This is a genomic window from Candidatus Effluviviaceae Genus V sp. (assembly GCA_014728125.1).
Taxonomy (GTDB): Bacteria; Joyebacterota; Joyebacteria; order Joyebacterales; family Joyebacteraceae; genus WJMD01.
The window spans coordinates 12,894-32,305 of the sequence record WJMD01000115.1; the positions used below are offsets into that span (position 1 = coordinate 12,894).

Annotated in this window: 19 protein-coding genes; all 19 read left to right on the top strand. The window is 67.7% G+C overall.

Translation table 11 applies throughout. The features are described 5' to 3' along the window. Positions 1 to 4: 4 nt before the first annotated feature. From ribD to GF405_07235, 19 genes are read left to right on the top strand one after another with little or no spacing between them, the layout of a single operon-like run. Entirely contained in the window at positions 5 to 1,174 is a 1,170-nt protein-coding gene (gene ribD / locus GF405_07145) for a bifunctional diaminohydroxyphosphoribosylaminopyrimidine deaminase/5-amino-6-(5-phosphoribosylamino)uracil reductase RibD (protein ID MBD3367930.1), read from the top strand. Beyond that, positions 1,159 to 1,839, top strand: coding sequence for a riboflavin synthase (locus GF405_07150; GenBank protein MBD3367931.1), 681 nt, complete (start codon positions 1,159 to 1,161; stop codon positions 1,837 to 1,839). The genes ribD and GF405_07150 overlap by 16 nt, the downstream gene beginning before the upstream one ends. Then, positions 1,836 to 3,089: a bifunctional 3,4-dihydroxy-2-butanone-4-phosphate synthase/GTP cyclohydrolase II gene (locus tag GF405_07155; protein ID MBD3367932.1), complete on the top strand. Its 1,254-nt coding sequence runs from the start codon at positions 1,836 to 1,838 to the stop codon at positions 3,087 to 3,089. Before GF405_07150 ends, GF405_07155 begins: the two co-directional genes overlap by 4 nt. Continuing rightward, positions 3,086 to 3,553, top strand: a complete 468-nt coding sequence (locus tag GF405_07160) for a 6,7-dimethyl-8-ribityllumazine synthase (GenBank protein ID MBD3367933.1) — start codon at positions 3,086 to 3,088, stop codon at positions 3,551 to 3,553. The genes GF405_07155 and GF405_07160 overlap by 4 nt, the downstream gene beginning before the upstream one ends. Before the next feature lie 12 nt (positions 3,554 to 3,565). Further along, on the top strand, positions 3,566 to 4,045 hold the full coding sequence (gene nusB, locus GF405_07165; protein ID MBD3367934.1) for a transcription antitermination factor NusB: 480 nt from the start codon (positions 3,566 to 3,568) through the stop codon (positions 4,043 to 4,045). Then, positions 4,027 to 4,752 carry a metallophosphoesterase gene (locus tag GF405_07170; GenBank protein MBD3367935.1) on the top strand — a complete coding sequence of 242 codons (726 nt, stop codon included), beginning with the start codon at positions 4,027 to 4,029 and terminating at the stop codon, positions 4,750 to 4,752. The genes nusB and GF405_07170 overlap by 19 nt, the downstream gene beginning before the upstream one ends. Before the next feature lie 8 nt (positions 4,753 to 4,760). Then, on the top strand, positions 4,761 to 5,681 hold the full coding sequence (locus tag GF405_07175; protein ID MBD3367936.1) for a glycosyltransferase: 921 nt from the start codon (positions 4,761 to 4,763) through the stop codon (positions 5,679 to 5,681). Further along, a complete protein-coding gene (locus GF405_07180) occupies positions 5,678 to 6,787 on the top strand; it encodes a radical SAM protein (protein ID MBD3367937.1) in 1,110 nt (369 codons plus the stop codon). Before GF405_07175 ends, GF405_07180 begins: the two co-directional genes overlap by 4 nt. Beyond that, positions 6,784 to 7,923, top strand: coding sequence for a DUF362 domain-containing protein (locus GF405_07185; protein ID MBD3367938.1), 1,140 nt, complete (start codon positions 6,784 to 6,786; stop codon positions 7,921 to 7,923). The genes GF405_07180 and GF405_07185 overlap by 4 nt, the downstream gene beginning before the upstream one ends. Before the next feature lie 8 nt (positions 7,924 to 7,931). Continuing rightward, positions 7,932 to 8,780 (top strand): hypothetical protein, encoded by an 849-nt coding sequence (locus GF405_07190; GenBank protein MBD3367939.1) that lies wholly within the window; start codon positions 7,932 to 7,934, stop codon positions 8,778 to 8,780. Then, a complete protein-coding gene (locus GF405_07195; GenBank protein ID MBD3367940.1) occupies positions 8,770 to 9,798 on the top strand; it encodes a flippase-like domain-containing protein in 1,029 nt (342 codons plus the stop codon). Before GF405_07190 ends, GF405_07195 begins: the two co-directional genes overlap by 11 nt. Positions 9,799 to 9,808: 10 nt before the next feature. Continuing rightward, positions 9,809 to 10,765, top strand: a complete 957-nt coding sequence (locus GF405_07200; GenBank protein MBD3367941.1) for an NAD-dependent epimerase/dehydratase family protein — start codon at positions 9,809 to 9,811, stop codon at positions 10,763 to 10,765. A 13-nt stretch (positions 10,766 to 10,778) separates the two neighbouring features. Further along, positions 10,779 to 11,717 (top strand): glycosyltransferase, encoded by a 939-nt coding sequence (locus GF405_07205; protein ID MBD3367942.1) that lies wholly within the window; start codon positions 10,779 to 10,781, stop codon positions 11,715 to 11,717. Then, the gene (locus tag GF405_07210; GenBank protein MBD3367943.1) at positions 11,714 to 12,916 is read left to right on the top strand and encodes a glycosyltransferase; all 1,203 of its coding nucleotides are present in this window, start codon (positions 11,714 to 11,716) and stop codon (positions 12,914 to 12,916) included. The genes GF405_07205 and GF405_07210 overlap by 4 nt, the downstream gene beginning before the upstream one ends. Beyond that, complete coding sequence (locus GF405_07215; protein ID MBD3367944.1) at positions 12,913 to 13,809, top strand: glycosyltransferase; 897 nt, start codon at positions 12,913 to 12,915, stop codon at positions 13,807 to 13,809. Before GF405_07210 ends, GF405_07215 begins: the two co-directional genes overlap by 4 nt. A 25-nt stretch (positions 13,810 to 13,834) precedes the next feature. Continuing rightward, positions 13,835 to 15,202 carry a sulfatase-like hydrolase/transferase gene (locus tag GF405_07220; protein ID MBD3367945.1) on the top strand — a complete coding sequence of 456 codons (1,368 nt, stop codon included), beginning with the start codon at positions 13,835 to 13,837 and terminating at the stop codon, positions 15,200 to 15,202. A 45-nt stretch (positions 15,203 to 15,247) separates the two neighbouring features. Beyond that, positions 15,248 to 16,357, top strand: a complete 1,110-nt coding sequence (locus GF405_07225; GenBank protein MBD3367946.1) for a glycosyltransferase family 9 protein — start codon at positions 15,248 to 15,250, stop codon at positions 16,355 to 16,357. Beyond that, positions 16,354 to 18,108, top strand: a complete 1,755-nt coding sequence (locus tag GF405_07230) for a hypothetical protein (protein MBD3367947.1) — start codon at positions 16,354 to 16,356, stop codon at positions 18,106 to 18,108. Before GF405_07225 ends, GF405_07230 begins: the two co-directional genes overlap by 4 nt. A 39-nt stretch (positions 18,109 to 18,147) precedes the next feature. Continuing rightward, on the top strand, positions 18,148 to 19,407 hold the full coding sequence (locus tag GF405_07235; GenBank protein ID MBD3367948.1) for an oligosaccharide flippase family protein: 1,260 nt from the start codon (positions 18,148 to 18,150) through the stop codon (positions 19,405 to 19,407). Positions 19,408 to 19,412: the final 5 nt, after the last annotated feature.

Below are 19,412 nucleotides of genomic sequence, written 5' to 3' on the forward strand. Positions count from 1 at the left end.
CGAGATGACCTGGAGCGACGAGGACAGGCGCTTTCTCAGAGAGGCGTTCGCGATCGCTGAGCGAGGCAGGGGAGGAACGAGCCCCAACCCGCTCGTCGGAGCCGTCGTCGTGAGGGACGGGCGCATCGTCGGTCGGGGGTACCACGAGCGGTGCGGGGGACCGCATGCCGAGCGCGTCGCGCTCGACGAGGCGGGAAAGCTGGCACGCGGCGCCGCGCTGTATGTGACACTCGAGCCCTGTTCGGTCCACGGCAGAACGCCGCCGTGCACCGAGCGGATCGTCTCCGCGGGCATCCGTCGCGTCGTGGCGCCGTGCTGTGACCCGAATCCCGAGGTGGACGGGCGGGGCTTCGAGACCCTCAGGCTCGCCGGCGTCGAGGTCGACGCGGGACTCCTGAGGGAACTGGCCGCCGACCAGAACGCGCCGTACATGACGTACCGCCGGACGGGCCGTCCCTACGTTCGTCTCAAGCTGGCCTGTTCGCTCGACGGCAGGATCGCGGGGCCGTCGTCCGGCCCCCGCGCGATCTCATGTCCCGAGTCGCTCGAGGAGGTCCACACCCTCAGATCCCGCGTCGACGGTGTCCTGGTCGGCATAGGGACGGCCCTGGCCGACGACCCCATGCTGACCGACCGACGCGACGGACGCCCCGGACGGCAGCCCCGGAGATTCGTTCTCGACACGGAGGCCCGTCTGGCCACGGACTCGGCCCTCGTCCGGACTGCCGGGGAGGTTCCAACGCATGTCGTCTGCGCCGACGACGCCGACGCAGCGAGGCGCTCGGAGCTCGAACGCCTGGGTGTCGCGACGATCCCCGCACCGCGCGGCCCGGACGGCGTCGACCCGCGCGCGGCGCTCGAGCGCATCGCGGCGAGGGGGACGCTCGACCTTCTCTGCGAGGGAGGGAGCAGCCTGGCGACCTCGCTCCTCGCGCGGCGGCTCGTCGACCGCCTGACGCTCTACATCGCGCCCAGGCTCCTCGGAGAGCGCGGTACGCCCTCGTTCACCCAGCTGCCGGTCGAAGGGCTGGCGGACGGCTCGTGCATGCGGCGGGTCACCTGGACGCAGACGGGGCGCGACATCCGGTTCGAGGCCGATCTTGCGGCGGCTGCACCGGCGGACGGCCCGGATGCCGCCTTCGACAGGGAGCGGTCATCATGTTCACGGGGCTGATCGAGACGGTAGGAACGGTCCGGAGAGCGACGCGGACGGCGACGGGAGCGCGCCTGACGGTCGACGCGTCCTTCGGCATGGAGCTCGAGACCGGCGAGAGCGTCAGCGTGAACGGGGCCTGTCTGACCGTCGTCGGACACGAGAGCGGCTCGTTCGTGAGCGATGCCGTCCGGACGACGCTTGAGCGGACGACCCTCGGCGCGGCGCTCCCCGGAACGAAGGTCAACCTGGAACGGGCCCTCCGTGTCGGCGATCGACTCGGAGGCCACTTCGTTACCGGGCACGTCGACGCGGCGACGCGCGTCAGGGACGTGACGGCCGAGGGCGACGGGCGGGTGGCGACCATCGAGCTCCCCGGCCCGGAGGCGCGCTACGTTGCGCTCCGGGGTTCGGTCGCGCTCGACGGGATCAGCCTCACCGTATCAGGACTCGGAGACGGCGTGTTCAGCGTCGCTCTCATTCCGGAGACGCTCAGGAGTACGACGGCCGGCTCCTGGAAACCAGGGACGATGGTCAACCTGGAGACCGACCTGCTCGCCCGGCACCTGGATGCACTTCTCGAGGGCGACCGAGGAGCCGACGGGTCGACGACGAAGAGGCACACATCGGGCATCACACACGAGCGCCTCGAAGCGCTCGGCTTCACGGGACGGAAGCGACGATGAAGGACGCGATCGCACGGGTCGAAAGCGCCATCGAGGACGTCCGGAGCGGCCGGATGCTCATCGTGGTCGACGACGAGACGAGAGAGAACGAGGGCGACCTCATCATGGCCGCGGACCGCGTGACGGCCGACGGCGTCAACTTCATGTCGCGCGAGGGACGCGGTCTCATCTGCGTGCCGATGACGGGCGCGCGGCTCGACGAGCTCGACCTGCATCCGATGGTCGGCAAGAACACATCCAAGATGGGAACCGCGTTCGCCGTCTCCGTGGACGCGGTCGAGGGCACGACGACCGGGATCTCGGCCCACGACCGGGCCGTCACCATCCGTGCCCTCGTCGACCCCTCGACCACGCCCCGGGATCTCGCCCGACCGGGGCACGTGTTTCCGCTGAGGGCGCGCGACGGCGGCGTGCTCCGGCGCGCCGGCCACACGGAGGCCGCCGTCGATCTCGCCAGGCTTGCGGGACTCTCACCGGCCGGCGTCCTGTGCGAGATAATGAGCGAGGACGGGACGATGGCACGTCTTCCGGAGCTACGGGATATGGCCGAGCGATTCGGGCTCCATCTCGTCAGCGTCGAGGATCTCATCGCCTATCGCCAAAGGACCGAGCGGCTGGTCGAACCGGTCGCGAGGACCACGCTGCCCACCAGATACGGGACATTCAGACTGCGGCTCTACGAGAGCCTCGACGGTCGCATGCTCCACGTTGCTCTCGTCAAGGGAACCCCTGAACCTGATCGGGACGTTCTCGTGCGCGTCCACTCGGAGTGCCTGACGGGCGACGTCTTCGGGTCGAGACGCTGCGACTGCGGCGACCAGCTCGGCGAGGCCCTCCGGATGATCGAACGGGAGGGCGAGGGCGTCTTCTTGTACATGCGGCAGGAGGGCCGCGGCATCGGGCTTCGCAACAAGATGCTCGCCTACATGCTGCAGGACGAGGGACGCGACACGGTCGAGGCGAACGAGGAGCTGGGGTTCGACGCCGATCTCAGGGACTACGGCGAGGGCGCCCAGATCCTGGCCGACCTGGGCGTCCGGCGGATCCGTCTCATCACGAACAACCCGAGGAAGGTCGTCGGGCTCGAGGGATACGGGCTGACGATCGTGGAACGCGTTCCGCTCGAGATCCCGCCGACCGAGTGCAACGAACGCTATCTCCGTACGAAGCGAACGAAGCTGGGACATCTGCTGGAGCTCAGGGAGGAGCCTGTCGGATCAGAGGCCCAACGCAAGGGAGAGGACGAATGAGCAAGGTTCTCGAAGGCAATGTGACCGGCGAGGGGCGCCGCTTCGGCATCGTCGTCTCGCGGTTCAACGAGTTCGTGTCGCTCCGCCTTCTCGAGGGCGCGATGGACTGCCTCAGACGCCACGGCGCCGCCGACGACGACATCACGATCGCGTGGGTCCCCGGCGCGTTCGACATCGCGCCGGTCGCCAAGAGAATGGGTGACTCGGGGAAGTACCATGCAGTACTATGCTTAGGGGCCGTCATCCGCGGCGCCACGCCGCATTTCGACTACGTTGCGGCGGAGGCCGCCAAGGGCGTCGCCCAGGCCGGCATGACTGCGGACGTGCCCGTCGTCTTCGGGGTCATCACGTCCGACACGCTCGAGCAGGCGGTCGAGCGCGCGGGCTCCAAGGCCGGCAATCGCGGCTGGGACGCCGCGATGTCCGCGATGGAACTGGCCGATCTCGTCGCCAGACTCGACTAGGTTCCGGAGGCGATCTTGGGCGTCCGACGCGAGGGCAGGGAACTCGCACTGAAGCTCCTGTACCGTGAGGAGGTCACGGGGCTCGTGGACGACGCGATCCCCGGGATCGAGGGCGTTCACGAGGAGGCCCGGGCCTTCGCTGAGGAGCTGACGGCCGGCGTGCGCACCGAACGCGGCAGCATCGACCGCGCGATCTCGGATGCCAGCGAGCACTGGGAGATCTCCCGCATGGGGGCCGTCGACCGGAGCATCCTCCGGATCGGCGTCTACGAACTCCTTTACAAACCCGACGTCCCTGTCGGAGCGATAATCAACGAGGCCGTCGACGGAGCGAGGAAGTACAGCTCGCAGGAGTGCGGGCGGTTCGTCAACGGTGTGCTCGACCGCATCGCGAGAGAGCGGAAGGACCACGGAGCGTCCGCGGCGCACGCGAGCGAGCCCGGCGCCGCCGGAGTCGATGAGCTGGGGGACGAGTGCGCTACGGGATCCTGAGCGACATCCACGGCAACATCGACGCCCTCGAGGCCGTCGTAGCGGCCCTCGAGGATGTTGCGGTGGACGGCTGGTTGTGTCTGGGTGACCTCGTCGGATACGGCGCCGAGCCGCGGGCGGTCGTAGACCGCGTTCGGGAGCTCGACACGCTCGTCGTCAGAGGTAACCACGACCACGCCGTCGGGGATCCCGCCCTCGACGCCTCGTTCAACGTGTGGGCCGCCAGGGCCATCGCGTGGACGCGGGAGCGGCTCGACGACGGCGCCTCGGACTACCTGTCCCGGCTTCCGTTGACCCACGTCCTCGACGACGTCCTGATGGTCCACGCGGCGCCGTCCGACCCGATCGGCTGGCCGTACATACTCGATATGGCGACGGCAGACCGCGAACTGGACGAGTTCCAGCAGGCACTGTGCCTCTTCGGCCATACGCACGCCCCGCTCTCGTATTCCGACGCGAAGGGGGCGGGGACGGTGGAGGCGGGCACGGTCGCGCCGTACGGTGACGGCCTCCGGGCCATCGTCAACGTCGGCAGCGTCGGCCAGCCGAGGGACGGCGACCCCGCGGCGGCCGCCGGCGTCCTCGACACGACGGAGCACACGGTCAGCTTCATGAGGGTGGCGTACGACGTGGAACGCGCCGCCGGCAGGATCCGCGACGCAGGACTCCCGCCGCTTCTGGCGGACAGGCTCTTTCAAGGCAGATGACGGAGGCCCTGTTGAGAGTCAGCATCGGCGTCATGGCCTACAACGAGGAGCGCAATATCGACCGGCTCCTCCAGGCGCTCGTGGACCAGAGGCTCGTCGACGCGGAGATCGCGGAGATCTTCGTCGTCTCCAGCGGCTCGACCGACCGTACGGACGAGATCGTCCGCCGCTGGGAGACCCGCGACGCACGGATCCGGCTGCTCCCCCAGGCGTCCCGGCAAGGGAAGGCCTCTGCCATCAACCTGTTTCTGGCGGAGGCGACCGGAGACGTTCTGGTGCTCGAGAGCGGCGACACCGTGCCGGCGCCCGACTGCGTCGAGCGCATGGTCGCGCCCTTCAACGACCCCGCGATCGGTATGACGGGCGGCCGTCCCGTCCCGGTCGACGACGAGAACACCTTCATGGGCTTCGTCGTGCACATGCTGTGGCGCCTCCACCACAAGCTCGCCCTGAAGCACCCGAAGCTCGGGGAGATGGTCGCATTCCGGAGCTTCGTCGCGTCGATTCCAGAGGACACGGCCGTCGACGAGGCGAGCATCGAGGCCATCGTCGCGCAGGAGGGCAAGCGGCTGGCGTACGTACCGGACGCCGTCGTCCGCAACAAGGGCGCCTCGAACGTGCGGGACTTCCTCAGACAGCGACGCAGGATCTACGCCGGGCACCTGTGGCTCGAGGCGAGTGAGTCGTACGAGGTCTCCACGAAGAACGTCGGAGGGATCCTCGACGTCCTCTTCGAGGACCTCGAGTGGCGGCCGCGGACCCTGCTCTACACTCTGGGCGGCGTGTTCCTCGAGTTCGTCGGGCGTCTCCTCGGTACGTACGACTACCATGTCCGGGGAAGGAACCCTTACACGTGGGCCGTCTCCGAGTCGACGAAGGACCTCGAGGAACTCGACGGCGCGCCGGCCGATCCCGAGGAACGGACATGATCGGGGTCGTCTCACGCATACCGCTGTACTGGTGCATGCGGGCGTTCGGCCGCCCCCGCATGCTGCCGCTCAACCTGACCGTCAGCGTCACCTACCGCTGCAACTCCCGATGCAGGACGTGCAACGTCTACAACAAACGGGCCGAGGAGTTCACGGCGTCCGAGTTCGACCGCGTCTTCGCGTCGTTCGGGACGACGCCGTACTGGTTCACGATGAGCGGGGGAGAGCCGTTCCTTCGCGACGACCTTCCGGAGATCTGCCGGAGCGCGCACGACCGGACGAGGCCGGGGATCATCAACATCCCCACCAACGGCATTCTCCATGACCGCATCCCGGGAATGGTCCGGGAGATCTGCCACGGCGCGCCGGACACGCAGGTCATCGTCAACCTCTCGCTCGACGACATCGGGGAGCGTCACGACGCAATCCGGGGCGTCCCCGGGAACTTCGAGAAGGCCGTGCGAACCTACGAGGGGCTCCGCGGGCTCGGCGCCCGGAACCTGGCCATCGGCGTCCACAGCGTCATCTCGGTGCACAACGTCGACCGCATACCCGAGATCTACGAGACGATCCACAGAGAGCTGGCCCCCGACTCGTTCATCACCGAGATCGCCGAGGAGCGCGTGGAGCTCGACACTGTCGGCGCGGGGGTGACGCCGTCGCCGGAGCAGTACGGCCGCGCCGTCGACTACCTGATCGAACGGATCAGGGCGGAGCGTCACGCAGGCATCGCCCGGGTCACACAGGCGTTCCGCGTCCGATACTACGAGATGGTCAAGCGCTACCTCGCGTCACATCGCCAGATCATCCCGTGCTACGCCGGCGTCGCCTCGGCGCAGATCGCCCCCGACGGCGACGTCTGGTTCTGCTGTATCGAGGCGGCCTCCGTCGGGAACCTCCGGGAGGCCGGCTACGACTTCCCGACCGTCTGGTTCAGCCCGGAGGCACGCCGTCTCCGGGGCCACGTGCGCCGCGGGGAGTGCGCCTGTCCGCTCGCGAACGCGGGCTACACGAACATGCTCATGCACCTCCCGACGCTTTCGGGCGCGGCCTTCGACCTGGCGACGGGCGGAAGCGCGTCCAGGGACGAGGGAGGTGAGGCGTGAGCGTCTTCGTCGAGTCCGCCGGAGCCTATCGCGTACCCGAGATCGCGGACTTCGTCCGGCGCGCCCTGCTCGAGCTCGAACTCGACCTGGACGGACGACGGTCGGCGCTCCTCAAGCCGAACCTCGTCATCGCCGCGAAGCCGTCGACCGCCATCGTGACCCACCCTGCCGTCACGGAGGCCGTCGTCCTTGTGCTCCGGGAGCACGGCATCGATCGGATCACGATCGCCGACGGCCCGGGAGTCGGGCTCGACGTTCCCGAGGTCTTCCGCGTCACCGGCTACGATGCGCTCGCCGAGCGTCTGGGCGTCGAGCTCGTCTCGTTCAACGATGCGGAGCGTCGGGACAGGGAGTGGAAGTACGGAACCATAGGGGTGCCCGTCGTCCTCGAGGATGCCGACCTCTACGTCAACCTCCCGAAGATGAAGACGCACGGCTATACGCGCGTGACGCTCTCCGTGAAGAACCACAAGGGGATGCTCTCCGAGGCCGCCAAGAAGCAGGACCACCAGCTGGGACTCCACGACCCGCTGGCGCAGCACGCGGGCATCGTCCCGCCGCACCTGATCATCGTCGACGGTATCGTCGGGCTCGAGGGCGACGGACCGCTGAACGGTCGCCCCAAGCGGTCGCGCATGCTGGCGGCCGGGACCAACATGCTCGAGGTCGACGCGGCCTGTGCGCGCCTCATGGGCTTCGACCCGGAGAAGATCCGTCACCTGACGTTCGCGGCCGACGAGGGACTGGGCTCGCTCTCGCCGACGGTCATCGGCGACGCGACGCCGGTCGCCTTCGAGCCGGCGAACGAGCAGTACGGCCGAGTGATGAACATCTACTCCTGGCGGGACTGCACCGCCTGCTCGATGTGCATCGACTCCTTCAGCGCCGCGGTCAAGCTGGCGGTACACGAGCCGAAATACTGGTTCACCCTCGTGCCGAAGCTCCTCTACTGGGGCTTCTTCGGGAAGCTTCACATCATCCAGGGACGGAAGGCGTCGATCCCTCCGGAACGCGGACGGGTCGTCTGCCTGGGCCGCTGCACGAAGGGCCTTGCCGAGAAGGAGGCCCTTGTGCACATTCCGGGCTGCCCGCCGTCGGCCCGCGACGTCGCCGAGACACTGAGGAAGGAGCTGTAGGAGAGGTCATGCCGGCAGTCGAGAAGGACACGGGACTCGGAACCACCTACGAACGCATCGCGCTGGCGCGTCTGGTCGAGAGACTGGCCGCGGATCTCGACGTCTCATCCGTGCTCGAGGGCCCAGCCGACGGGATCACCGGTATCAGGGGCCTGAACAGCGTGCCGTTCGCTCAGGGCGGCGCCGACGTTGAGGTCGTGCTCTCCGACCCGGACGAGGTGGCGCTCGCCAGGAGGGCGTGGCGCAACCTCCGCCTCTCGGACCGCGTCACGCTGCGCACCTCCCGCGACTTTCGTCTGGAACGCGAGGGCGCGCGGTTCGACCTCGTCTGGAACTTCAACGCGCTGCCCCAGGCGCCCGAGCCTGAGGCGCTCATCGGCGACATGTGCGAGGCATCGAAGCGCTACGTGCTCATCTTTGTGTCGAATACGCTCAACTACGGCTTCCCCGTCCACAGGCTGCACCATCGCGCCGCGTCGGAGGCGTGGTCCCACGGGAACATCGAGATGATGAACGTGGGGAGGATCTCGAGGATGCTCCAGGAGCGCGGCTGCCGGGTCGTACGGAAGCTCCTGGTCGACGTCCCGTGGTGGCCCGACATCGACTCGCCGATCGAGGAGGTGGCGGCCACGTTCCTGCCGTTCCTCAAGCGCTTCGTCTCGGGGTCGAAGCGCCTCGAGCGCTACACGTGGACGGCGGACGACCTCCCGTACTTCGACGGCCCGAAGCGAGACGACCTCGTGCGCGACCTGGAGCGCCACTTCTTCATCGAGCGCCGGACCAGGTCGCCGCTCCGCATCCTCTTCGCGCATCACCGGGGCGTCCTGGCCGAGAAGGAGCGGGCACATGCGGCGTAGCATCAGGATCATCCTCGCGCTCGGTGCGGGGGCGGCGCTTCTCGCGCTCGCGTTGCACGGGATCGATGTCTCGGAGATCACGGAGAACATCGGCCGCGCCGACTGGAGGTACCTGGCGCTCGGCGGCCTGCTCTACGTCGTCGCCTATCTCGTGCGAAGCGTCCGCTGGCGGCTGATCCTGATGCCGGTGACCCGCGTCAGCGTCCGCGACAGTTTCTTCATGCTGATGGCGGGCTACTTCCTGAACTATGTCATCCCCATCAGGGCCGGGGAGATCGCCAAGTCGTTCTTCCTCAAGCGTCTGAAGGGCATCCCGATCGCCACGAGCCTCCCGACCGTCTACGTGGACAAGGTCTTCGAACTCGTCTCGATCATCTTCGTCGTCGTGGCCGTGCCCGTGCTCTCGATCCGCGTCGAGGGCCCGTTGGCCGTCCTCATCTACTCCGTTCTCGCCATCTTCCTGGCCGCGGTCGGCATTCTCATTCTCGCGTTCCGGAGGGGAGAGGCGGCGACGAAGCTCCTGTGCGGGCTCTTCTCGTGGCTCCCGAGCGGTCCGAGAGCCAGGCTGACGCAGTGGATCTCGCTCTTCGTCGACGGAATGGGCATCGCCAGGGAGAACGTCAGGACCGTCGTTCCCCTGATCGGCCTGACGGTGGCCGCCGTTCTGATCGACGCGTCCTACTTCCTCATGATGTTCAGGGCCTTCGCGATCGATGTGCCGTACGTATCCGTGCTCTTCGGCTATACGCTGCTGACACTGTCCTACATCCTCCCCACGCCGCCGGCGCAGATCGGCTACAACGAGTTCGTGATCCGCCTCATCTTCGCCGGGGGCATAGGCGTCGCATCGATCCCGAAGGCCGAGGTCATGGCCGTCATCATCGTGGCCCACGCCCTGACAGGCCTCATCATCACGGGGGTGGGCGTCGGCTCGTTCGCCGCGATGGGCATCAAGGTCTCCGAGAGTTTCCGGGCGACGGGCCCGGCGTCGGACGCCTGCGAGACGGTCGGAGAATGAAGGGAACCCCATGAACATCGTCCTGGTAACCGGAGCGGCCGGGTTCATCGGCTCACACGTCGCCCGGAAGCTCATCGAGAGCGGGACACATGTCCGCGCGGTCGACGCCTTCACGAACTACTACGGCAGAGCGCAGAAGGAATCGAATGTGGCCGACCTCCGGGGTCGGGACGGGTTCGAGCTCATTGAGGCCGATCTGTCCTCCGCCGACCCGGCTCCGCTTCTCGACGGCGTCGACGCCGTCTGTCATCTGGCGGCGCAGGCGGGCGTCCGCGACAGCTGGGGCGCCGACTTCGACACCTACATCGACTGCAACATCCGTTCGACCCAGCGTCTCCTCGAGGCGGCGAGGGACCTCGACCTCTCGAGGTTCGTCTACGCCTCCTCCTCGTCGGTCTACGGGGAGACCGAGGACCTGCCGATGCGGGAAGACGGCCGGACGTGCCCCGTGTCGCCCTACGGCGTCACGAAGCTGGCCGCGGAGCACCTCGCGGTCCTCTATCACAGGAGCTACGGCGTCCCGACCGTTTCGCTCCGGTACTTCACCGTGTACGGCCCCGGGCAAAGGCCGGACATGGCTTTTCACAGGTTCATCAGGGCGGCCCTTGCAGATGAGCCGATCACGATTTACGGTGACGGAGAACAGACCCGGGACTTCACGTACGTCGACGACATCGTCGCGGGAACGGTGGCGGCCCTCACGGACGGTCCCCCGGGGACGGTCTTCAACCTCGGCGGCGGCAGCCGCGTCTCGCTCAACAGGGCGGTCGAGAGCATCGAGAACGCGCTCGGGACGACGATCCGGCGCGAGTACACGGAGAAGGCCAGGGGAGACGTGACCGACACGCTCGCCGCGAACGACCGGGCGAGACACGACCTGGGCTTCGCGCCCGGGGTGACTCTCGACGACGGCATCCGCGCTCAGTGCGCGTGGATGCGCTCGCTCGTGGCCTCCGACCAGGCCTGAGGAGAAGGGGCAGATGAAACTGACGCTTGTGATACCCCTGTACAATGAGGAGGAGAGTCTCACCGAGCTCTACGACCGGATCGACGCGGCGCTCGAGCCGACCGACATGGAATGGGATGTTCTCTTCGTCAACGACGGCAGCACCGACGGCTCGATGGAGGTCCTGCGCAGTCTCAACGCGGCGAACGGGAACATCACGGTGCTCTCCTTCGGACGGAACCTCGGAAAATCGGCGGCGCTGGCGGTCGGCTTCCGGGAAGCCACGGGCGACGTCGTCGTCACCATGGACGCCGACCTGCAGGACGACCCCGCCGAGATCCCGAAGATGGTCGCGCTCCTCGAAGACGGCTACGATCTCGTCAGCGGCTGGAAGAAGGAGCGGCACGACCCGCTGTCCAAGCGGCTGCCCTCGAAGATCTTCAACGGCGTGACGTCCGTGGTCTCGGGTCTTCGTCTCCATGACATGAACTGCGGACTCAAGGCCTACCGCCGCGACGTCGTCAAGACGATCCGCGTCTACGGAGAGCTCCACCGCTACACGCCCGTCCTCGCACACTGGGCGGGCTTCCGGGTGACGGAGACGCCGGTCAGACACCACGCGAGGGAGCACGGCGTCTCGAAGTACGGGCTCGAGCGCTTCATGCGCGGGTTCTTCGACCTCCTGACGGTGCTCTTCCTTCACCGCTACGTGACGCGCCCCCTGCACCTCTTCGGGATGGTCGGTTCGGCGCTGTTCATTGTCGGCTTCCTGATCGGCGCCTATCTGACCGTGCTCAAGATCATGGGCGAGGCCATCGGTCGCAGGCCGCTCCTGACGCTGGGCATCCTCCTGATGGTGGTCGGCGTCCAGTTCGTCTCGCTGGGGCTTCTGGGTGAGATGATGGCGCACGTTCGGGGAGGGGATGCGGACTACCCCGTCCGCGAGCGGCTCGACCCGAAGGAGGTTGCATGACGGCGCGCGGCGAAGCCCGCGGAGGATCGAGCGGCTTCACCTCGACCACGTCCGCGAGGATCGCCATCGTCGGACCGTCGTATCCGTTCCGCGGCGGGAACGCTCTCTTCGTGGCGCACCTCTACGAGAGTCTGAGAAGAGACCACGAGACCTACATCGCGTCCTTCAAGCGTCTCTATCCCGAGCTTCTGTTCCCGGGAAAGACCCAGATGAACAGGAGCCACGACCCGGTCAAGATGACGCCGTCCCGCCAGATCATCGACTCGATCGGCCCGCTGAGCTGGTGGAGGGCGGCCCGCTGGATAGCCGAGCCGGCTCGCAGACCCGACCTCGCTGTCTTCGTCTGGTGGAATCCCTTCTTCGGTCCGGCCTACGGCACCATCGCGAGAGCCCTCAGGCGCAGGACGGACTGCGGCATCGTCTTCGTCGCCGAGAACGTCGTCTCGCACGAGAACCGCTTCGTCGATCAGTACCTGACGCGCTACGCTCTCTCACAGGCGGACTACTTCATCGTACTGTCGAGCGTCGTCAGAAGCCGCATTCACTCGCTCTATCCGACCGTCCCGATCCGTCAGGCGGCGCTGCCTGTCTACGACTGCTACATGCCCGAGGGCGTCGACCGGGAGGAGGCGCGGCGCGCTCTGGGACTCTCTCGGCCGACCATTCTGTTCTTCGGCTACGTCCGGGCCTACAAGGGACTCGATCAGCTCCTGAGGGCCATGCCGCGCGTCGCCTCGGAGACGGACGCGGAGCTCCTGATCGTCGGTGAGTTCTACGACTCGCGGGCGAAGTACGACCAGCTGATCCAGGAGCTGGGGATCGGCGACCGCGTCCGGATCGTCGATCAGCACGTTCCGGACGAGGACGTTGCGCGCTACTTCTCGGCCGCCGACGTCGTCGCCCTGCCGTACCTCTCGGCGACGCAGAGCGGGATCACGCAGATCGCCTTCGCGTGCGGCGTCCCGGTGATCAGCACGAACGTCGGTGGACTTCCGGAGGTCGTCGCGGACGGCAGCACCGGCCTGATCGTCGAGCCGCGCAGCCCCGACGCGCTGGGAGAGGCGCTCGTCAGGTATTTCCGGGAGGACCTCGCGGAGCGCTTCAGAGCGAACGTCGCGGTCGAGGCGAGGAGAGACCGGGCCGGCGACCTCCTGCGGACCGCCGTTCGCGACTTCCTCGAGATGGAGAGGACACGGTGACGGCTCCGCGCATAACGGCCATCGTCGTCAACTGGAACGGGATCGACGTGGTCGGGCCGTGTCTCGAGACGCTCCTCGCATCGGACTTCGAGGGGCTCGACGTACTCGTCGTCGACAACGCGTCGACAGACGGTTCAGTTGCGTTCATCAGACAAACCTTTCCCGGGGTCCGTATCATCGAAGCGGGGGACAATCGGGGCTACGCGGCCGGGGTCAACGCGGGCGCCGGGGTTGCGCTCGACGACGGCGCCGACTACATGTTTGTATTGAACAACGACGTCGAGGTCGCGCCCGACTGCCTGTCGGCACTCGTGGAGGCGGCGTCGGGACGGCCCGATGCGGCCTTTCTCGGCCCGCTGATCTACTACCACGAGATGCCGGATGTCGTCTGGTCGGCCGGCGGCAGAATCGGCTGGTGGACCGGTCACATCCGGCACGTCGGCATCCGGCAACGCGACCGCGGGCAGTTCGCGGGCGTGCACGACGTCGACTACGTGACGGGCTGCGCCGCTCTCGTCAGCGCGCAGGCGGTCCGGCAGATCGGATTGATGGACACGGACTACTTCATGTACAACGAGGACACCGACTGGTGTGTCCGCGCGGCGAAGGCCGGGTTTGCCATCGTCGCTGTCGGCGACGCGCGCATGTGGCACAAGGTGTCGTCGAGCTCCGGCGGCGGGCTGACGCCGTTCAAGATCTATCACCGCATCCGGTCGACGTTCAGGTTCTTCTCGCTGCACGGCCGTCCATGGCACTGGATCGGGATCGTCCCGTCGACGGTCGTGCGCGCGCTCTGGTTCGCCTTCCGGCAGCTCTTCTCGGGCTCGGGGCGCAACGCGGCGGCGGTCGCGAGGGGAGCCGCGGACGTGATCAGAGGCGCACCGAGAACCTGAGAGGCGGGGACGTGGAGGAGGCAGCATGAGACGGGTACTGCTCCGGTGGATCCTGGTAACGGTCGTCGTCGCTGCGACCGCCGGCTGCGGCGGGAACGGCGACGAGCCGGCGGGTGAGGGACCGTCGCAGGTCCTCATCTTCGCGGTCGACGCAGCGACCTGGAACGTGCTGACGCCGATGATCGAGGCGGGCGAGCTCCCGACGTTCGCGCGGCTCGTCAACGAGGGCACCTACGGCGTGCTCCAGAGCGGAGAGCCGGTCCAGTCCCCCCAGATGTGGACCTCGATCGCGACCGGCGTCGTCCCAGAGAAGCACGGCATCACGCGCTTCACAGCCGAGGTACCGGGGACCGACCGCGAGGTGCCCGTCACGAGCAACATGCGGCTCGTGAAGGCGTTCTGGAACATACTCTCCGAGCACGATGTCTCGGTCGGCATCGTCGGCTGGTGGCCCAGCTGGCCGTCCGAGAAGGTCAACGGCTTCATGGTCGCCCAGCGGGCGTGGCCGATGAACTGGAGCCTCCACGGCATCCCGTTCGGCGCGGCGCGGGACGAGCGCGGACGTCTTCTCGTCGAGGAGTTTCCCGGCAGGACGTATCCCGAGGAGCTCTACGACGAGTTCGTGCCGTACATCATGACCGAGGAAGACGTCACGGTCGCAGACCTCGACCGCTTCTTCTCCGACTCCCGCTTCACGGACCCCAGACGCCAGTTCCACGCGCGCTGGGTCTACGCGAAGGACAAGACCTTCGCGGACGCGGGACTCGCGCTCTTCAAACGCTATGAGCCGGAGGTCTTCGCCGTCTACCTGCAGGGGACCGACGTGACGGCACACTACTACTGGGGCTACCGCCGTGAGGAGGGCTTCGAGGTGTCCAACCAGGACGCCCGCCTTTACGGCAGCGTCGTCGAGAACTACTACCGGTTCGTCGACGGCGTCATCGCGAAGTACCTCGAGAACGCGGCCGACGACGCCGCGGTCATCGTCGTGTCGGACCACGGGTTCGAGACGAAGCGCGACCTGAAGGAGCGCTGGGAGCGCGGCGAGCGGATCCGGACGAAGGAGGGCAACAAGGACGTTCCGTGGGACCACGCGCTCGAAGGAGCCTACATCGTGAGCGGCCCGGGGATACGGAAGGGACATCACGGCGAGCAGGCGAACGTCGTCGATGTGACGCCGACCCTGCTGGCGTACCTGGGTCTTCCGGTCGCCGAGGACATGGACGGCGAGCCGATGCTCCACATCTTCGAGGAACCGTTCCTCGCCGCGAACCCGGTCGAGACGGTGCCGACGTTCGAGACGGGGGAGCCGAAGGACCCGGAGGCCCCGCTCGAGTCGCCTATGGACGAGGGGATCAAGGAGAAGCTCAGGTCGCTGGGCTACATCGAGTAGCGACACGCCCTGGATCGTCCGGCCCTTCAAGGACTGGTGGGATCGATGCCGAATCACCCGAAGCTGGACTGCAGACACTACATCGGCGACAGGCCGTGCCGTTTCGGCGGCCCCTGCGACGGCTGCGAGGACTACGCACCGGTGGGTGCGAAGGTCCTCGTCGTCAAGCTGGCTGCCGCCGGCGACGTCCTGCGCTCGACCGCCGTCCTGCCCGGGATCAGGGAGACCACGGAGCGCTGTCACGTCACCTGGGTGACCGAGGGTCCGTCGGTGCCTCTCCTCGAAGGACACCCGCTCATCGACCGCCTGCTGGTGTTCGGTTTCGACGCCTGGCTCGAGCTTTCGCGGACGACGTTCGACCTCGTGCTCTGCCTCGACAAGGACCCCCGCGCGGCCGCCTTCGCCGACTCGATGCAGGCCGACGCCCGACGCGGTTTCGGCCTCTCCGAGTGGGGTACGGTCCGCGCGCTCAACGATGGGGCCGAATACGATCTCGCCCTCGGCCTCTCCAACGAGATGAAATTCCACGAGAACACCTTGACCTATCCCGAGATCGTCTGCCGCGTCGCCGGCGTGCCCTACGCCAGACAGCCTTACGTCATGGCGCTCGGCGGAGAGAGCATCGTGCGGGCGGACGCGTTTCTAGAGACGCTCACCCTGAAGGACCCCGTGATCGGACTCAACGTCGGCGCCGGCCCGGTCTTCGCGAAGAAGGCCTGGACGCCCGCGGGGTACGCCGACCTTGCGAGGCGCATCACGGCGGAGCTCGAGGGCAGCGCGCTCGTGCTCGGGGGGCCGGATGACCGTCCTCGCATGGAGCGCGTTCTCGAGCTGTCGGGCGGCGCCGCCGTCGACGGCGGTCTCCATCCACTTGCCGAGTTCTCGGCCCTCGTGGGGCGTCTCGACGCCCTCGTGACGGGCGACACCATGGCGCTCCACATCGCCGTCGCTCTCGGCGTGCCGGTCGTCGCGATCTTCGGCCCCACCGTCCCCCAGGAGATCGATCTCTTCGACCGCGGAACGAAGGTCGTGACGTCCGCGACCTGCGCGCCCTGCTACCGCCGGGCCTGCGATGAGACGCCGGACTGCATGGACGACGTCAGCGTCGACGAGGTCTTCGGGACGCTCCGGCAGGTGATCGGGGAGGACGCGTGAGCTACTCTGTCGACACGAGACGTTTCGGAACACCCGGGCTCGTTCTGGGAGCAGCGGCCGCCTTCGCACTGGTCCTGGGCGGCGCGCTCGGTATCGTCGGACTGGACACGACGGGCTTCCGGCTGTCGATCGGGCCGTTCCTGGCGCTCCAGATCGTCGGCGCGGCCTTCGCGCTCTTCGCTCTCCTCGCCTGTGCCGTCATCGGCGTCGCCCGCCTGGCGCGGCGACGTTTCGCACCCGACGCCGATCTCAGACGCGTCGTCCACACGCTGACGGCGCTCTCGGCGTGGGGCCTTCTGACGGTGACCTTCCTGCCGCTCAAGGGCTCCGAGGCGTTCGTGCAGGCCGGACGACTGACGACGATACAGCTCAACATGATCGGGCTGGCGGCCGTCCTCATCGCCGGTTACGTGCTCGGTCTCGTCGCTGCGTGGGCCGCCGTGCGGGTGCGCCGCCTCCTGACGCACCGACTGACGCCGCCGGGCCTCAGAACGCTGGCCGGGGCGCTCGCCGCCGCGCTCCTCATCGTGGCTCTCCTCGGTCCCGGAGCGAGGGTCCCCGGAGCCGGGGTCTCCCGAAGGTCGGCCGCCCGCGTGGCCGTCATCGGGGTCGACGGCTGCGACTGGGACATGCTGGGCCCTCTCGTCGAGGCCGGACGGCTTCCCACGTTCGAGCGTCTCATGGAGGAGGGAACCTACGGACCTCTCCTCTCGCTGGAGCCGCTCGTCTCACCGAGGATCTGGACGACCATCGCCACGGGCCGACTGCCCTCGGCGCACGGCATTGAGGACTTCGTCGACGACTCAGGCACGCCGGTCAACGCCACGATGCGGAGGGCGCCGACGATCTGGGAGGTCGTGTCTGCGAGCGGAGGCGTCGTCAACGTGATCGGCTGGTACGTCACGTGGCCCGTCGACGACGTCCGCGGCGTGATGATCTCCGACCGGATGCACACGCTGGCCAGGGCCCCGCTCCAGGCGTACCACGCCCTCTCGGGCGAGCCGACCGACGGACGGCTCGAGCGGTTCGGCCGCTTCTCCTTCGACCCGGGATACGGCCGCTACGACGAGAGCGACCTCAGGTACCAGCGGAACCGCATCGTCGATGAGCCGCTCAGATGGGGGTTCCTCAGGGACACGATCTACGGGGCCGCCGCCGAGGCGTCGGTCCCACGCTACCACCCCGACTTCGTCGCCGTCTACTACCGGGGCGTCGACTTCGTCCAGCACTTCTTCTGGCAGTATTCGCAGCCGGACGCCTTCACGGGTGTCGACCGCGAGGCCGTGGCCGCCTACGGGGACGTCATCCCGAACTACTACGAGTTCCAGGACGCCCTGCTCGCGAGGCTGCTCGACTCTCTCGGACCGGACATGAACGTCATCATCGTCTCGGACCACGGATTCCAGGCCAGACTGGACCGTGACCCCTCCAAGCCGCAGCTGACCGGCATGCACGACCTTCGCGGAGTCTACATCGCCTCCGGTCCCGCGTTCCGGAACGGCGGTCTCGTGGAGGGACCGACGATCCTCGACATCGCGCCGACCGCTCTCGCGGTCATGGGCGTTCCGGTCTCCGAGGAGATGGAGGGCCGCGTCCTCACGGAGATCGTGCGTCAGGAGCATCTCGCCTCCCATCCCGTCACGACGGTTCCATCGTACGGCCCCGGCGTACGGGACGAACGACAGCAGATCGAATCGTCGATGGACGAGTCGATCCGCGACCAGCTGCGTTCACTGGGATACATCGAGTAGTCGGCACGTCCTCCGCCACAGGATGCTCAAGGAGGGCCCTTGACGGAACCCCGCCGGGGCGGCCAGCCCCTGCTTTCGGCGACCGGCGCCACGCCACGCCGCGTGGCCCGCGTCTTCCTCATCGTGCTTGTCGGCGCGGCATGCCAGCTTCTCGTCCAGACGGTCCTCGCGCGCGAGCTGACGAGGGAACACGTCGGGATCATCTCGCTCATTCTCGGCGCCCTGCCGCTCCTCTCGACCATCACGCTCGTCGGTCAGGACTCGACGATCGTGCGCTTCCTGTCGCGCGGCGGCGCCGAGCGCTACGACGCCCGCCGATACCTCACGCGCGTGCTGCTCTCTACGCTGCCGGCCGGCGCCCTGGCCGCTCTGGCGGCGTCGCTCTACTACGGCCTCCCGGCCCTCGCCGCCGTCTCGGCCGTAACGCTCGTCGCGTGTCAGAACGGACTCACCCTCCTGACATCGGTCGCTCGGGCCGGCCACCGCTACGAGCGGGCGATGACCGGGATGCGGCTGCCCTTCGTGCTGGCCGCGCTCGCCCTGGTGGTGCTCAACGCACTCGACGCGCTGACGCTGGTCACGGCACTCTGGACGCTCATCGGCGCCTTCGCGGCGGCGTTCGCCGGCTTCGCGTTCACGACGCCGTCCGGGCTCGCCGGGGGCGGAGAGAGGGTCCCGCGCTCGGTCCTCACGGAGGGACTGCTGTTCTTCGGGCTCTCGCTGTCGTTCTCCGTCATGATGGCGATCGACAAGCTCATCATCGGACGGATGATGGGATTCGAGGACCTGGCGGTCTACGCGACGGTCTTCGCCGTCATGCGCGGGTTCGACTTCGTCTTCTACTCCATCGGCTACGTCCTCATGCCCCGCGCGGGCACGCTCTCAAGGGTACCCCTCGCACGGCTCAACGCGTGGATCGCCGGGATCGCGGTCGCCATGACGGCGGTCTACCTGCTGCTCGGCGATGAGGCGGTCCACTTCCTCTATGAGGGCCGCTACGACGTCGGGACGTACCTCATTCTGCCTTTCGCCTTGTCCGGAGTGCTCAAGCTGTTCTACTCTGTACCTTCAAGCGTCATCGGCGGTCGGCTGCCGAGGACGGCGCTCAAGGCGTTCCTCTGGTACAACGCCGCAGGCGTGGTCGTGAACGTCGTCCTCGACATCATGCTGATCCGCACGATGGGGCTCTGGGGCGCCGCGATCGCGACCGCCATCGCCTGGGGCATCCGTCTTGCAGGCGGCTACGCGATCATGGCACGGCATCGGGACCAGCTCGGTCCGCGACCGTCGAACGGGTGATCGGT